Origin of the sequence: Aquabacterium sp. (assembly GCF_049274795.1) — a bacterium.
In the GTDB taxonomy this organism is placed as follows: domain Bacteria; phylum Pseudomonadota; class Gammaproteobacteria; order Burkholderiales; family Burkholderiaceae_C; genus Aquabacterium.
This window is the reverse complement of sequence record NZ_JBASTH010000065.1, coordinates 1-15,159: the sequence shown is the minus strand read 5'-3', so window position 1 is coordinate 15,159 and position 15,159 is coordinate 1. Positions and strand designations below refer to the sequence as shown.

The window sequence follows — 15,159 nt, the reverse complement described above, 5'->3', positions numbered from 1 at the left end:
ACTCAGCCCGTGTGCGCAACGCGATCAAACCAGGCTTTTGCGGACAGGCCCTGGTCGGGGCCGAGGGCCGAGAAGCCTCCATCCACAGCAAGATCGGTGCCGGTCATCCACGAGGCATCGCTGCTCACGGCGAACACCACGGCGCGGCCGACCTCTTCACCCCGGCCTGCGCGGCCCAGCGGGTGCGTGAGGGCCGCGACCTGGTCGGCGCGTGCCATCGAGCCTTCGGCCAGGCGCTCTACGGCGGGCGACCACGTCCACGCGGGCGACACGGACAGCACACGGATCCCGCGCGGCGCCAGCGTCACCGCGAAGTTCTTGGTGATCTGCAGCAGCGCGGCCTTGGAGGCCGGGTAGATGGCCCGCCCGGCCGCGCCGAACTTGCCGCCGATGCTGCCCAGGTTGATCACCACGGCGCCGGCCTGCATGTGCGGGGCTGCCTTCTGCGTGAAGATGGCGGCGGACACGAGGTTGACGTTCAGCGTCTTGGTCCACTGCTCGCGGGTGGAGTCCAGCCCGGCATCATCGTAGATGCAGGCGGAGTTGACCAGCACGTCGATGGCGCCGGTTTCCTTCAGGGCGATCTGGATGCAGCGGTCGATGGCCGCATCGTCGCTGATGTCGGCCTCGATGGCGGCGGCATTGGGGCCAATGGCCGCGGCCACGGCCAGGCCGGCCTCGCGCCCACGGCCGATGACGAACACCTTGTGCACGCCGGCCAGGGCCAGCTCGCGTGCGATGTCGGCGCCCAGGCCCTGTGTGGCGCCGGTGACGAGGGCGACCTTGCCTTGCAGCTTGTTCGATGTGCTCATGCAGCTTCCTTCAACGCGGCCACGGTGGTGATGTGGGCCATCAGGGCCATGGACTTGATCGCGGCCTCATGGGTGTCGGGCTGGGCGGCGGTGCAGGCATCGGCCACCACGGTGACTTCCAGCCCACGGTCGGCCGCATCGCGCACGGTGCTCTCCACCACGGAGTGCGTGGCCACGCCGGCCACGTGCACGCGTTGCGCATTGAACAGGCGCAGGAGCCCGGCCAGCGGCGTGCCCCGGAAGGCGCTGATGCTGGTGTGCTTGACCACGAACTCATCCGCGCTCTGCCTAGGCGCCAGGGCCTCGTGGAACTCGGCGCCCCAGGAGCCCTCACGTACCGCACCGATCTTCTTGACATTGGCCATGATGGGCATGTTGCGCGGCAGGTCTGCGTAGTCCTCGCGGAAGGCCACGCGCACGTGCACGATCTTCCAGCCGCAGGTGCGTGCGTGATCGAGCAGCCGCGTGGCCGCGCTGATCACCGCTTCACGGCGCTGATCGTTGTCGATGCCGACGCGGATCAGGCCATCCGGGTGGATCACGTCGTTCTGGTAGTGCAGGGCCAGCAGAACGTCGCAGGGGGGCGTCATCAGATGAACACCTCGAGGTTGCCGAAGACGCTCTCGCAGTTGACCAGGTCAATGCGCTTCATGCGGATGCGCCAGCCACCGCCCTCGACCGCGCGCAGCTTGTGGTGCACGGTGCCGGCCAGGGTGCGCTGCTCGTTGCGGAACTCGGTGAACACCACGTTGGAGCGCACGATCAGGTGCCCTTCGGTATCGACGCCTTCCACGGTGATGTTGCCCACCAGGTGAGAAGAACGCGTGCGTGGCTGCTGCGACCAGTTGCGCGGGTTGTTGATGCGGCGCACGCGGGTCTCGCGCAGCATCTTGTCTTCCCAGAACAGCGAGATGGATTCGAAGGGATCGGCCTGGGCCTCGAAACGGGGGATCCAGTAGCGGCCGTCCTCGTCCCACAGGGCCAGCCACTCGTCCAGCCGCCAGTCATCGAGCAGGCGGGCTTCCTGGAAGAGGTAGGCTTCGAGGGCCCTCAGGGTGTCATGGGGCAACTGCACGGAGGCAGTGGGGGTGATGCTGACGTCGAAGGTGCGGTCAAGCAGCTGCATGGAGCTTCTCCTTGGTGTCCAGGGGGGCCTTGGCATCGGTGCCAAGCATGAAGTGGCGCCAGGCCGCGAACTGGTTGCGCATCGGCAGCTCGCTGGTGCCATTGACCGAGACCATGCCGTCTTCCAGGGCCTTGTCGGTGCCGGCGTAGCGGTGCAGGCTGACCCAGTCGCCGCCCTTGGTCTGGTTGCCTTCCTGGCAACGGCGGTAGACCTCGACGTCATCGGGCATCACGTTCGATGAAGGCGAGTTGATCAGGTTGGCGTAGGTGAGCGCGCGGTCGAACACGGCCTGCGGTGCGCCCTTCAGGCGGAACAGCTGGATCTCGACCATGGTGCGGTTCACCGCGATCGGGCGGATCACGCGGAACTGCTGGAACACGGTGTGCGGCGAGCCGCTGCCGTAGATCACGGTGTTGTGGCGGTTCATGCCCAGGATGGCCTGGGCCTGCTCGGCACCCTTGGTTTCGGTGAGCAGTTCAAAGTGGCTGCGCGACACCGGATCGCGCGTGGCGGCGGCCGGATCGAAGATGCCTTCCATGTAGCCGTGGCCATAGTGGTAGGCGCGCAGTTCCAGCTTTTCCCAGAACTCGTAGGGCTCGCCGTTGCCGTCCATGATCAGGAGTTCGAAGGGCATCTCGCCGATGGCCTTGGCCTCTTCGCGCGCGGCCTCGAACGAGGATTCATGCGTGACGCGGGCGTGCATGGTGTCGTGCAGGTTCTCGTAGAACACCTTCCAGTTCGAGGGCTGCATCACGCGGAAGCTGCCGCCGCCGGCCACCTCGACCTCGCCGACGGGCGAGCGGTCGCACAGGTTGTCGATGGAGGTGATCACGCCGCCCAGGAATCCCTTCAGGTCAGGGCCTTCGGCCGATTGGTTGGCGAACACGAAGCCACGGTAGCTGTCGACCCGCGCCAGGCGGCTCATCGAGAACTCCGGGTCGGCCGGGTCGTAGCGCGTGCCTTCCAGGCCGTTCTTCAGGGGCAGCGACAGGTGGCTGCCGTCGAGCTTGAAGGTCCACGCATGGTAGGGACAACGGAAGAACTTGCCGATGTTGCCGCTGCCTTCGGCCACCAGCTTGGCACCCTTGTGCGGGCAACGGTTGTAGACCACGTGCACGCGCTTGTCCGAACCGCGCACCATGATCACGTCCTGATCACCGATGCGGGTGGTGACGTAGTCGCCCACGTTCTTGACCTGGCTGTCGTGGCCGACGTAGATCCAGGCCTGGCCGTAGATGCGTTGCATCTCCAGCGCGAAGATGTCCGGGTCGGTGTACAGCGCCTTGTGCACGCTGTCGGCCCGCACCATGGACGCGATGGTTTCATTCGAGATGGTCATTGGGGACTCCTGCTTCATTCAGAGAGAGGGCTCAGAGGTCGAGGACCAGGTGGTCGCTGCGCGCCCGTGAGACACAGATGCAAAAGCTGCCGGCCTGGTGGTCCTTGGCCGACAGGCAGATGTCGCGGTGATCGGCTTCGCCATCGAGCACCTTGGCCACGCAGATGCCGCAGTCGCCGCGGCGGCAATCGAACATCGGGTCCAGGCCGGCTTCTTCCATCACGTCCATCACGGTCTTGCCGGTGGGCACGTCCAGCGTGATGCCGGCGGCCTTGAGTTCGACGGTGAAGGGCTTGTCGGAGGCGCCCTGCAGGCTGCCCACAAACAGCTCGCAGTGCAGCTGTTCTTCGGGCCAGCCCAGCTCGCGCGCCGTGGCCAGCGTGGCCTCGATGAAGCCCTTGGGGCCGCAGACGTGCAGGTGGCGGCCTGCCACGGGCTTGCCGATCACCTCGCGCAGGTCGACACGCCGTGCAGGGTCGCCGCCGTCGAACCAGCAGTGGGCGCCGGGCAGGGCTTCGACCTCCTGGGCGTAGGCGGCCTGTTCGGCATCGCGGGCCACGTAGTGCATGTCGAAGGGCTGGCCGCGTTCTTTCAGCGACAGGGCCATGCACAAGATGGGCGTGATGCCGATGCCGGCGGCGATCAGCAGGGGCCGTGTCTCGGCGCCATGCAGCGGGAAGTGGTTGCTGGGCGCGTTGGCGGCCAGGGCATCACCGGCCTTGAGCTGGTGCACCCATTTGGAGCCGCCGCTGCTGGGCTCTTCGAGCTGCACGGCGATCTCCAGCGTGCCTTCGCTGCAGCCGGGGCGCACCAGCGAGTAGGCGCGGTGCAGCCTGGCTCCGCCTGCGCTGGCAGGCGGCACATGCAGCTCGATGTGCGCGCCGGCCTCGTACGACAAGGCTGAAACGGTGGCGCCGCTCAGCACGAGCCGGTTGATGCGCGGTGTGATGGCGTCGACCCGCTCGACCTTCAGCGCAATGGTGCTGTCCACGTGTGCTCCGACAAAGATGTGACCTGTTCGCCCAGGCCGCAAACCATGGCCGGGTCGATGGCTGGAAATGTGTCAGAAAGGAATATTCCAAAAAAGCCAAAACCTGCATGAAATATCCACAAAGCGAATTTTGATGGGGAATTTAAGTGTTAACCCTCATATTGATCGGGCATAAAATTCTCGTATCGGCCAACAATTGAGATGAAATGGATGAGCGCAGAAAATATTCTCGACAAGCGGATAGTGATTGCGAGAAACGGATAGCCGATTTCCGGGGCGTGACCGGATAGTTGCGCCAACAACGCCACCCCCGGCGAATGGGTCGAGAAGAATAAATCCATTCACCTTGACGGGTATATGTCTGCATTTTGGGCAGCCATGACCGTTATGGGTGCATTTCAAGAAACAGTATTCCCCCAAACCATGTCCGACACACTGCTTCGATCTCAAATGAAGTCACTGCCGATGAGCCCTTACCAGGTCATCGTGGTGGCGCTGTGCACCCTGATTTCCGCGCTCGACGGCTTTGACGTGCTGGTGGTGGCCTTCACGGCGCCCGTGCTCAGCAAGGAATGGGGCCTGGGCCCCGCCGATGTTGGCCTGCTGTTCAGCGCGGGGCTGATCGGCATGGGCCTGGGCGCGCTGTTCGTGGCGCCCATGGGTGACTGGATCGGCCGCCGCCGCGCGGTCATCGTCTGCCTGGGCATCATGGCCATCGGCATGGTGGCCTCGGGCTATGCCGCCAGCCACAAGGAACTGATGCTGCTGCGCGTCTTCACCGGCCTGGGCATGGGCGGGATCCTGGCCAACCTCAACATCCTCGTCGGCGAGTACAGCAATGACCGCCGCCGCGAGTTGTGCACCTCGATCATGGCCGTGGGCTACCAGGTGGGCGCGGCCTTCGGTGGGCTGGTGGCGATCTGGATCATGCGCTACTACGACTGGCGCGCGGTGTACATCGCTGGTGGTGGCACCGCCGTGGCCTTCATCCTGATCTCGCTGTGGCTGCTGCCGGAATCGCTGGATTTTCTGAGCCACCGTCGCCCGCCCAATGCACTGCGCAAGGTCAACCAGATGCTGCAGCGCATGGGCCGCCAGGCGCTGGCCGTGCTGCCGGAAGTGGCCGGTGGCGCCGCCAAGGGTGCGGTGCGCAAGCCGCGCCTGTCGTCCCTGCTGGAGGGCGGGCGTGCCGTGCCCACGGTGGCGGCCTGCCTGACCTACCTGTTGGTGATGACCTCGGTGTACTTCTTCATAAGCTGGATCCCGAAAATCATCACCCAGTCTGGTCTGAGCACGGAAAACGGCATTTCGGCCTCGGTGCTGATGAACTCTGCCGGCGTGATCAGCGGGGTGATCTTCGGTCTGCTGGCGCACTACGTGGGCGTGCGCAGACTCTCGGCGGTGGCCATGGTCTGCCTGGCGGCGGCGGGTGTCTGGTTTGGGCGATCGGAGGCCACGGTGAACAGCATGCTGACGGCGGCCACCTTCGTCGGGTTCTTCATCGGCTCCTCGGTGGCGGCTTTGTACGCGGTGATTCCGAAGGTGTTTGCCTTGCCGGTCCGCACGACGGGCACCGGCCTGGCCATGAGTTTCGGCCGCCTGGGTGGCGCCGTGGGCCCCTATATCGCAGGCCTGGCCATGGCCAGTGGTTTTGACCGGCCGGAATATTGCCTGCTGCTGGCGGCCCCGGTGTTTCTGGGCGCCCTGGTGCTGCGCTGGCTGAACCCGATCCCTGAGGACGCTGCGCCTCAGCCATAAGGCCGGCTTCAATATCCATTTCGTGCATGTCGCCTGTTTCGGCAGGCGGGATTTTCTCACGCCTAATATTTTCAAATCAACATGACTTCAAAACAGGCTTTGCTGGCGTTGGCCAGTATCTCGGCGGCCAGCGTAACCATGGCGCAATCCTCGGTCACGGTATTTGGCGTGGTCGATGTGGCGGCCACGAATATCTCTACCTCCGGGGCCGGCAGCAAACTGGGTATATCCAATGGCGGCAATATCCCGACGCGGATCGGGTTTCGCGGCACGGAGGATCTGGGCGGCGGCATGTCTGCGGGCTTCTGGCTGGAGGCGCCTTTGGCGCTGGACACAGGCGGCTCGGGCATGGCCTTCACGCGGCGGGCCACCGTCAGCCTGATGGGCCCCTTCGGTGAACTGCGGGTGGGCCGCGATTTCTCCCCGATCTGGTGGAACATCTCCCTGTTCGATCCCTTCGCGGCGCGGGGCGTGGGCACCAGTCAGGCGGTCAACAACTTTGGCTACAACACGGTCTACAACAGCAATGCCATCGGCTATGTGCTGCCCTCGACGCTGGGCGGCTGGTACGGGCAGCTGCAGTACGCGCCGGGCGAGCAGTCGTCCGACGTGCCCAACTCCAAAAAGGGCGATTTCTACGGCGGCCGCATCGGCTATATGACGGGGCGGCTCAATGTCGCGGCCTCCTACGGCAAGTGGCGTCAGGTGCTGGGCGCGTCAGATGTGGCGCCCGTGGTCATCGGCCGGGATGTGGAAGTGAGCAACGTGGTGGCCACCTGGGATTTCGGCGTGGTCAAGCCGGTGGCCTTCTATGGTGAGGAAAAGGCCAGCGGGCCGGCGGGCAAGGCGAAGGTGGCGTCCTGGCTGCTCGGCGCGTCCATCCCCGTGGGTGTGGGCGAGATCAAGGCCACCGTGGCGCGTTACGACGTGGCCGACAGCTCGGATGATTTCGACAAGCTCTCGCTGGGCTACGCCCATTCGCTGTCCAAGCGCACGGTGCTGTACGTCACCGCCGCCCGCCTGAGCAACAAGGGCAATGGCGTGCGCAGCCTGTCGGCCGATGGCTTGACCAGCCCGGGCAATGCGAAGCCGGGTGGCAGCTCGACGGGTTTTGATGTGGGGATCAGGCATTCGTTCTGATCCGCACGGTCACTGAGGCTCTACCGGTCGGCCTAAGCGACGAGTTTGCGCACGACGCTTCGCGTCAGGCGCTGTGGCGGGCATTTCTCAAGAAGAACGAACTTTCGCCAGAACCCTTGCCCGCCATCGTTGGCCGCTTGAGCATGGCATTGGCCCCTGCGTTGAACACCGTCGTTCGTTGACTATTCCTTCATAGGGCAACGTTCGCCGCTGGCCACCAGAGCGCCCGCCAACTCCCGCGCAGCCTTGGCGCTGACCCCCTTGCCCGTGATCGACAGCGCCGGGGCGTGGGTGAGCATCCGCGCAAACACATCCCGTACTTCTTCCGAGCAGATGTCGTCGATCAGGGCAATCGTCTCGGCCAGCAGCGTCACGCTTCCACTGGCCCAAAGTTCCTCGACAGCCCGCTCCATCATGGCGAAGGGCCGTTCACTGGCGCGTACATAGGACACGGTCAACTGGTTCTTCGCCCGCTCCAGATGGATAGGGTCGATGGTGGCCGTCTGGGCATGCAGCAGCTCGCCCGTGGCTTTCACCAGCGCTTCGATCTTGTCCGGGGTGGTCACGGCATGCACCACGAAGTTGAGCCAGTTGTCGCCGCTGTCGATGCTGGCATCGGCCGTGTAGGCCAGGCCCAGCCGCTCCCGCACCGTGTCGACCAACGGGGCCGACATCCCGCCGCCGAACAGATTGGCCGCGAGCGCAGCGGCCAGGCGCAAGCGCTGCGATGGCATGCCGTCCGCGCTCGTGGGCGTCAGCGGGTAAGCGATGTTCAGGAACACCTGCGACACCTGCGTGAAGCGCCGGGCCACGGCCTGGCCTGCATACGCCGCGGGCAATGGGGGATGCGATCTGGCACTGTCGGCCGATGCAGGCATCGCCGTGAACAGATCCTCGGCAAGGCCCATCCAGGCATCGACGTCGAAGTGGCCGGCAGCCACGACGACTGTGTTGTCTGCCACGTAATGCTGCTGCACATGGCGAACCAGATCGTCGCGTGTGAAGCCTTCGATGTTCTTGACGGTGCCGATCACGGGCATGCCCATGGGATGGGCGCCCCAGAGGGCGCGGTCGAGCAGATCGTTCGAACTGTCGTCGGGGTCTTCGTCGTACTCGATGGCTTCCTGGCGGATCACTTCCAGCTCGCGCTGCAGTTCGATCTCGGGGAATGTGCTGTGGAGCACGATGTCGGCCGTCATGCCGAGCAGTTGCTGCGCGTGCTCCGCCAGGCCGGTCATGAAGTAGCCGGTGCTGTCCTTGCCGGTGTAGGCGTTGACGTCCGCACCCAGCCGCTCCGCATCCAGGTTGATGGCCTGCACGGAGCGCGTGGTGGTGCCCTTGAAGGCCATGTGCTCCAGGACATGGCTGATGCCGTTGGTGGCGGGCGTTTCGTCGCGGGAGCCGACGTGCAGGAACACGCCCACGCTGACGCTCCGCACGTGGGGCATGGGCAGGGCCAGCAGCCGGACGCCGTTAGGCAGCGTACGGAGGATCGGGGTCGTGGTTTCCATGCGCTATTGTCGCTGTGGTCCCATCTTCGAGGGTGGATGAAAAAAAGCACGGCCTCCTTGCGGAAGTCCGTGCCTCTCGCGCGCACCCTGCGGTGCGCTGGCCCTCAGTGGGCCGTGGCTTTCGCCACCAGGTTGGCCGGCAGCTCGCCCAGGTGGTCCAGGTGCATCGAGTACTGCGCCCGTCCGTGCGACAGTGCCCGCAATTGCCCGATGTAGCCGAACATCTCGGCCAGCGGCACCTGCGCCCCGACCACGGCGGCGTTGCCACGCGTGTCCTGCGAACGCACCAGACCGCGCCGGCGCATCAGGTCGCCGATGACGTCACCCACGTGGTCGGGCGGTGTCACCACCTCCACGGCCATCACGGGCTCCAGCACCACGGGGCCGGCCTGGGCGGCCGCCTCGCGGAAGGCGGCTGCCGCGGCCAACTCGAAGGCCAGGGCCGACGAGTCCTTCTCGTGGAAAGCCCCATCGACCAGGGTGGCCACGAAGTCCACCACCGGGAAGCCCGCCGCCGCGCCGACCTGGGCCGCGCGGCGCACCCCGGCTTCCACGGCCGGGATGAACTCGCGCGGCACCGCGCCGCCGACCACCTCGCTGGCGAAGCGCACGCCCTCGCCGCGCTCCAACGGCTCAAGGCGCAGCACCACCTGCGCGAACTGGCCCGGGCCGCCGCTCTGCTTCTTGTGCAGGTGCGTGACCTCGGCCGTGCGCGTGATCGTCTCGCGGTAGGCCACCTGGGGCCGGCCCACGTTCACCTCCACGCCATGGCGCGCGCGCAGCTTCTCCAGCGACACCTCCAGCTGCAGCTCGCCCATGCCGGACAGCAGCGTCTGGCCGGTTTCCGGATCCTGCCGCAGGTGCAGGCTCGGGTCCTCGCGAACCAAGGCCTGCAGCGCCTTGGACAGCGCCTGCTGGTCGGCCTGGGTGCGCGGCTCCACGGCCACGTCGATGACCGGCTCGGGCACGGTGATGCTTTCCAGCACCACCGGGTGGGCCGGATCGCTCAGCGTGTGCCCGGTCAATGTGGACTTCAGGCCCACGATGCCCGCGATGTCGCCCGCCACCAGCTCCGTGCGTTCCAGGCGCTTGTCGGCATGCACCTCGTAGAGGCGCCCGATGCGCTCCTTCTGCCCGGTGCTGGTGTTGAGCAGCACGTCACCCACGCGCACGCGGCCCTGGTAGACCCGCACGAACACCATCGCGCCGTGCTCGTCGTGCACCAGCTTGAAGGCCAGCGCGGCGAACGGGCCGGCCGCGCCCTGGCCTTCGCCATGCGACGCATCGGCGGCGATGTCCTCGGGCGCCGGCAGGTAGGCGTTGACCGCGTCCAGCAGGGGCTCCACGCCCTTGTTCTTGAACGCGGAGCCCGCCAGCACGGGCACCACGGCGCCCGCCAGCGTGCCTCGGCGCAGGGCCGATCGCAGCAGCGCTTCAGGCACTTCACCATCGCGCACATAGGCTTCCAGCGCGGCCTCGTCCTGGTCGGCCACGGCATCGAGCAGGCGCGCGCGGGCCGCTTCCACTTGGGGCAGCAGCTCAGGCGGCACGGGGCCGGTTTCCATCGGCGCGCCGGCGCGGTCGCTGGGCCAGTACAGGGCCTGCATCGCGACCAGATCGACCACGCCGTGGAAGCCCGCGTCCTCGCCGATCGGCAGGTGCAGCACGGCCGTGCGCACGCCCAGGCGCTCTTCGATCATGCGCACCACGCGGGCAAAGTCAGCGCCCGTGCGGTCCAGCTTGTTGATGAAGGCGATGCGCGGCACACGGTACTGGTCGGCCAGACGCCAGTTGGTCTCGGTCTGCGGCTCCACGCCGGCCACGCCATCGAACACGACGACAGCACCATCGAGCACGCGCAGCGAACGGTTGACCTCGATGTTGAAGTCGATGTGGCCGGGCGTGTCGATCACGTTGATCTGCACGCCCTTCCAGAACACCGTGGTGGCGGCGCTGTTGATGGTGATGCCGCGCTGACGCTCCTGCGGATCGAAATCCATCGTGGCGGCGCCGTCATGGACTTCGCCCACGCGGTGGTTTTCACCCGTGTAGAACAGGATGCGTTCGGTGGTGGTGGTCTTGCCCGCGTCGACGTGGGCAATGATGCCGATGTTGCGCAGGGCCCGGGGGCTGGTGGCAGCGGGAGGGGTGTGGTGACGGTGGCTCATACGGATCTTTCAGAACACTGGTCTTGGGTGAGAGGCCAGCCCCTGTCGGGATCCGCGTGGTGCGCTTGTGCGCTGATGCGGGTGGGGCTAGGCCTCGTGCGCCTGCGAAGCGATGGGCGTGTCAAGGCGCGGGCGCAGGTGGGCCCGGGCTTGCGCCTCGTGAATCGTGGCGATCAACTTGTCGTAGGTGCGCATGGCGTGGTCCTTCGGAAAGTGCTGCTGAAAACCTGCCGCTGAAAAACAAAAGCCCCGGAGGCCGAGAGCCAACCGGGGCGGTGTGCCGGAAGGCCCAAGCCTTCCGAACAGGGATGTCGAAAGGCTATCGTCGCAAGGCGTGCGTCGTGCGCTCACCCACAGGCAGACCCGCGTCGCTGGAGCGAAGCGCGTGCTGGCCGGCCGTGAAAACGGGGGTGAAGATCGTCATGGTGAGACGGTGCCTGGTGACGTGGATAGAAAAATGAAAAGCCTGAACGACAACGGAAGACGACAGCCGTTTTCGCTGCGGGATCCATTGTGCGCCTGGCGCGTGCGGTCTGCAATGACCGTGTCTGCAGTGCATGTATGGCCGCATGGACTCGTTTCAAGGTTGCGGAGCGCCAGCGGCACAATCGTGCCCATGTCGCTGCCCTTGCCACCGTCTTCCACCCCAGAGGCCCCCTTGCCCGTGGCCAGCCCCTGCGTGCGCCGCTGCACCCTGGACCAGGACGACGTGTGCATCGGCTGTGGCCGCACGTTGGACGACATCCGCCAGTGGGGGGCGATGTCCAATGAGCAGCGTGGTGAGTGCGTGGCCCGGGCCGCCCAACGGCGTCATGAGCGCGAGCTGAGCTGGCAGCCGGGGCCTGGCCCTGGCCCTGGCCCAGGCTGAGCCCCTGCCACCCCCTTGGCGCCCAGCCCTGCACCGCACCGGTCTTTGCAGGCACAATCAGCCCTTCCGTCTCCCGCGCCCCGCCTCTGGGGCCCTGTTCATGTCTTCTTCGACCAGCCCTTCGCCCGACCACGACAACGCTGCTTCGCCCGAGGCCGTGCCGACCCCGGCTCCTGCGGTAGACACCACCGCTGCTGAAGCGCCGGTGAGCGAGTCCGCACCCGCCGTGGCCGCAGACGCTCAGGCCCCCGCACCTGTGGCGGATGAGGCGGTGGCTGCCCCTGCGGCCAAGGCCGAAGAGATGAGCCCCGCCGCCGCGGGCGACCGCCTCAAGCAGCTCTTCCCGGCGCTGTTCACCGGCGGTGCCAAGCCCTTGAAGCTGCGCATCCAAGCCGACATCCAGGAGCGCGCCCCGGGCGTCTTCACCAAGGCCGTGCTGTCGGCCTTCCTGCGCCGCCATACGGGCGCGACGTCCTACCTGATCGCCGTGTCCAAAGGCACGCAGCGTTTCGACCTGGACGGCCAGCCGGCTGGTGAGCTGACCGAAGAGCACCGCAAGGTCGCTGCCGACGAGCTGACCCGCCGCCGCGCCAACCAGGACGCGCGTCGCGCCCAGGAAGACGCCGCCCGCCGCGAAGAAGACCAGGAGCGGCGCAACCGTGCCTCGCTGCTGCGCGATTTCGAGACCACCAAGCTGACGGAAGCCAACTTCTGTGCGCTCAAGGGCATCACGGCCGAGCAACTGCCTGAGCTGCTGGCGCTGGCCCGCAAGGAAGCGCTGGAGCGCCCGCCCGCACCGCAGGGCCGCCCGCCGCATGGCCATGGCCGTTCGCGCCATGAGCACGGTGATCAGCGCCGTGATGACCGTCGTGGTGATCGCGGAGACCGTGGTGGCCACCGTGGCGGTGGCCATGGTGGCGCACGTGCCGGCGAGCAACGACCCGGCGGTGACCGCCGCGACACACGCGGCCCTCGCGGGGATGACCGCCGTGGCCGCCCTGAAGGCGGTGGCCCGCGTGGCGACCGTGACCACCGTGGTGGTGATCGCCCACGCCAAGGCCAGGGCCCGAACGCGCAGCAACGCCCGCAGAACCGCGATGGCCAGCCGCGCGGCCCTCGCAACGCCGCACCGGCCGATGCCAACAAGCCGCAGGACAACAAGCCGAGCGAGCCGGGCACATCGGAATGAGCCAACGGTAACGATCAGACCGGACAAGCACCAGACCAAAGCCGCGCACCTGCGCGGCTTTTTTCATGCGGGGCCAACTCGTGGCACCGGCTAGGATGTCTTCCGAACACCAACGAATTCAGAGGACACCCCGCATGCCGACCCGCCGCACCCTGCTGCAGCAGGCCTTGCTCACCGCCGGCCTGGCCGCCGCGCAACCCTTGCGCGCGCTGGCCCTCACGGCAGATCAGCTCACCATCGCCAATGTCACGCGCCTGTACGACGTGCGCGTGGCCCGCATCGCCACCCCGCAGACCACGGCCGAGGTGGCCAAGGCCATCACCACCTGGCCTGGCTGGACCCGGTTGCCAAACGGGTACGCGTGCAGGCCGGCATGCGCTGGCGCGATCTGCAGGATGTGATCGACCCGCACAACCTGGCCATCAAGACCATGCAGAGCGACGCCAACTTCACCGTGGGCGACGCGGTGTCGGTCAATGCGCATGGGCGCTACGTGGGCAATGGCCCGGTGGCGGCGCCTTGCGCCGCAACGTAATCCAGCCCTTGCGGCTGGGCGGTGAATGCATCGTCTGGCGTAACCGCGAGGCCAGCCTGGACGTGGCCGAGCTGGAGCCCCGTTCGCGCACTGCCTCCACCTATGTGCTGTAGGAGTACTTCATCCCGCCGCGCCACTTCCTGCCTTACACCCGTGCGCTGGCGCCTTTGCTCAACACACCGTGTGCCGAGGTGCTCAACGTGTCCATCCGCCACTCGCCGCCCGATGCGGATGCGTTGCTGCCCTGGGCCCGCGAAGAGGTCTTCTCCTTCGTCATCTACTACAAGCAGGGCACGAGCGAGCCCACCTGCCGCGCCGTCGGTGACTGGACACGCAGCCTGATCGACCTGGCCTTGCGCCACGAGGCGCCGCTACTACCTGCCCTACCAACTGTACGCCACCCGTGCCCAGTTCGACCAGGCCTATCCCGAGGCCGCGGCCCTGCGCGATCTCAAGCGCCGGCATGACCCGCTCAATCGCTTCTCGAATGTCCTTTGGGCGCGCTACCTGTGAAGCCAGCGGCTACGCTGCACGCCATGCCTGTTTCAAGCACATCCAAGATCAGACAAGGCTTGGCCGCGTGGCGGCGCGTACCTGTCGGTGCTGGCCTGGTTGCCCTGGGCCTGCTGTCCGGCTGCTCGCCCGTCAAGCTGATCAACGCCGTCACGCCCGACGACACTTTCGCGCTCACCCGCGATGTGTCTTTCGGCCCGCTGCCCGCCAACCAGGTCGATGTCTACCGTCCGCTGGGTACGCCGCCGGCAGGCGGCTGGCCGGTGGTGGTCTTCATCCACGGCGGCTCCTGGCAAAAGGGCAGCCGTGACCAGTACAAGTTCCTGGGCGAGGCGCTGGCCTCGCGCGGTATCGTGCTGATGTCCAGCAGCTACCGCCTCTACCCCGAGGTCAGCTACCCCGATTTCCTGCCGGACAGCGCCAAGGCCGTGGCTTATGCGCTGGCGCATGCCGGGCGTTACGGCGGCAACCCGCGCCGTGTGCTGGTGATGGGGCACAGCGCGGGGGCCTACAACGCTGCTATGGTGGCGCTGGACGACCGCTGGCTGGCGCAGCAGGGGCACCACATCACCGAGCTGGCCGGCTGGGTCGGCCTGGCGGGGCCGTATGACTTCATCCCACTCAAGGACAAGTCCGTGCAGCCTGTGTTCCACCACCCGAACGTGCCGCCCGATTCACAGCCTATCGTCCACGCCTCGGCCCAGGCGCCGCGTACCTTCCTGGGCGTGTCCAACTTTGATGCCCAGGTCAACCCAGACACCAACAGCGGCCACCTGGCGACCAAGCTCGAATCCCTGGGCGTGCCCGTGATCTTCAAACGCTATGAGGGCGTGGACCATCTCACGCTGATCGGCGCCTTCTCGCGCCCGCTGCACCGCATGGCCCCGGTGCTCGATGATGTGGCCGCCTTCGTCAGCAGCCTCCCCGAAGCGACCAGAAAAAACGGGCCCTGAAGAGGGCCCGTTGAAAGCGCAAACCGGATTGCGCGCCAGGAGGAGACAAGCGGAGAAAACTGGGGTTCAGTGCACCAGGGTCAGTGCATCTGGATGCCGCCGGCAGCCTTGCCCTTGCCGGCGCGTGCAGGCGGGTTGCACAGGCCGCACACGAAGTGGCGGGCCACCTCATGCGGATGCGTCACGAAGTGGCCGCTGCACTTGGAGCACTTGGTCATGGTCAGCATGCCGTTGTCGATGAACTTGACCAGACGCC

17 protein-coding genes are annotated in these 15,159 nt (G+C 66.6%); 9 read left to right on the top strand and 8 right to left on the bottom strand.

What is annotated here, in order from left to right:
- Positions 1-2 precede the first annotated feature (2 nt).
- From WAQ08_RS09545 to WAQ08_RS09525, 5 genes are read right to left on the bottom strand one after another with little or no spacing between them, the layout of a single operon-like run.
- Positions 3-812 (bottom strand): SDR family oxidoreductase, encoded by an 810-nt coding sequence (locus WAQ08_RS09545; RefSeq protein WP_422191298.1) that lies wholly within the window; start codon positions 810-812, stop codon positions 3-5.
- The gene (locus WAQ08_RS09540) at positions 809-1,402 is read right to left on the bottom strand and encodes a cysteine hydrolase family protein (RefSeq protein ID WP_422191296.1); all 594 of its coding nucleotides are present in this window, start codon (positions 1,400-1,402) and stop codon (positions 809-811) included. The genes WAQ08_RS09545 and WAQ08_RS09540 overlap by 4 nt, the downstream gene beginning before the upstream one ends.
- Positions 1,402-1,938, bottom strand: coding sequence for an aromatic-ring-hydroxylating dioxygenase subunit beta (locus WAQ08_RS09535; protein WP_422191294.1), 537 nt, complete (start codon positions 1,936-1,938; stop codon positions 1,402-1,404). The genes WAQ08_RS09540 and WAQ08_RS09535 overlap by 1 nt, the downstream gene beginning before the upstream one ends.
- Positions 1,925-3,277 (bottom strand): aromatic ring-hydroxylating dioxygenase subunit alpha, encoded by a 1,353-nt coding sequence (locus tag WAQ08_RS09530; RefSeq protein ID WP_422191292.1) that lies wholly within the window; start codon positions 3,275-3,277, stop codon positions 1,925-1,927. The genes WAQ08_RS09535 and WAQ08_RS09530 overlap by 14 nt, the downstream gene beginning before the upstream one ends.
- A 31-nt stretch (positions 3,278-3,308) precedes the next feature.
- On the bottom strand, positions 3,309-4,268 hold the full coding sequence (locus WAQ08_RS09525; protein ID WP_422191290.1) for a PDR/VanB family oxidoreductase: 960 nt from the start codon (positions 4,266-4,268) through the stop codon (positions 3,309-3,311).
- 450 nt (positions 4,269-4,718) lie between these two features.
- On the opposite strand from WAQ08_RS09525, the gene WAQ08_RS09520 reads away from it, so the two are divergent.
- Both WAQ08_RS09520 and WAQ08_RS09515 read left to right on the top strand, forming a co-directional pair.
- Entirely contained in the window at positions 4,719-6,026 is a 1,308-nt protein-coding gene (locus WAQ08_RS09520) for an MFS transporter (RefSeq protein WP_422191288.1), read from the top strand.
- Positions 6,027-6,107: 81 nt separating this feature from the next.
- The gene (locus WAQ08_RS09515) at positions 6,108-7,166 is read left to right on the top strand and encodes a porin (protein WP_422191286.1); all 1,059 of its coding nucleotides are present in this window, start codon (positions 6,108-6,110) and stop codon (positions 7,164-7,166) included.
- A 182-nt stretch (positions 7,167-7,348) separates the two neighbouring features.
- On the opposite strand, the gene WAQ08_RS09510 is transcribed toward WAQ08_RS09515, so the two are convergent.
- Together WAQ08_RS09510 and fusA are read right to left on the bottom strand one after the other, a co-directional pair.
- Positions 7,349-8,677, bottom strand: a complete 1,329-nt coding sequence (locus WAQ08_RS09510) for a M16 family metallopeptidase (protein ID WP_422191284.1) — start codon at positions 8,675-8,677, stop codon at positions 7,349-7,351.
- A gap of 104 nt (positions 8,678-8,781) precedes the next feature.
- Entirely contained in the window at positions 8,782-10,845 is a 2,064-nt protein-coding gene (fusA, locus tag WAQ08_RS09505) for an elongation factor G (RefSeq protein WP_422191282.1), read from the bottom strand.
- Positions 10,846-11,461: 616 nt separating this feature from the next.
- On the opposite strand from fusA, the gene WAQ08_RS09500 reads away from it, so the two are divergent.
- From WAQ08_RS09500 to WAQ08_RS09470, 7 genes are all read left to right on the top strand, one after another.
- Positions 11,462-11,713 (top strand): DUF1289 domain-containing protein, encoded by a 252-nt coding sequence (locus tag WAQ08_RS09500; RefSeq protein WP_422191280.1) that lies wholly within the window; start codon positions 11,462-11,464, stop codon positions 11,711-11,713.
- Positions 11,714-11,813: 100 nt separating this feature from the next.
- Positions 11,814-12,902, top strand: coding sequence for a ProQ/FINO family protein (locus WAQ08_RS09495; protein WP_422191278.1), 1,089 nt, complete (start codon positions 11,814-11,816; stop codon positions 12,900-12,902).
- Between the two features lie 134 nt (positions 12,903-13,036).
- On the top strand, positions 13,037-13,303 hold the full coding sequence (locus WAQ08_RS09490; RefSeq protein WP_422191276.1) for a hypothetical protein: 267 nt from the start codon (positions 13,037-13,039) through the stop codon (positions 13,301-13,303).
- On the top strand, positions 13,276-13,437 hold the full coding sequence (locus tag WAQ08_RS09485; protein WP_422191274.1) for a hypothetical protein: 162 nt from the start codon (positions 13,276-13,278) through the stop codon (positions 13,435-13,437). The genes WAQ08_RS09490 and WAQ08_RS09485 overlap by 28 nt, the downstream gene beginning before the upstream one ends.
- Entirely contained in the window at positions 13,422-13,550 is a 129-nt protein-coding gene (locus WAQ08_RS09480; protein WP_422191272.1) for a hypothetical protein, read from the top strand. Before WAQ08_RS09485 ends, WAQ08_RS09480 begins: the two co-directional genes overlap by 16 nt.
- 87 nt (positions 13,551-13,637) lie before the next feature.
- The gene (locus WAQ08_RS09475; protein WP_422191271.1) at positions 13,638-13,904 is read left to right on the top strand and encodes a hypothetical protein; all 267 of its coding nucleotides are present in this window, start codon (positions 13,638-13,640) and stop codon (positions 13,902-13,904) included.
- A gap of 105 nt (positions 13,905-14,009) precedes the next feature.
- Positions 14,010-14,903, top strand: a complete 894-nt coding sequence (locus WAQ08_RS09470) for an alpha/beta hydrolase (protein ID WP_422191269.1) — start codon at positions 14,010-14,012, stop codon at positions 14,901-14,903.
- An 80-nt stretch (positions 14,904-14,983) separates the two neighbouring features.
- Here WAQ08_RS09470 and WAQ08_RS09465 read toward each other — a convergent pair.
- Positions 14,984-15,159: FlhC family transcriptional regulator (locus tag WAQ08_RS09465; protein ID WP_422191354.1), on the bottom strand; the 176-nt coding region annotated here is incomplete at its 5' end.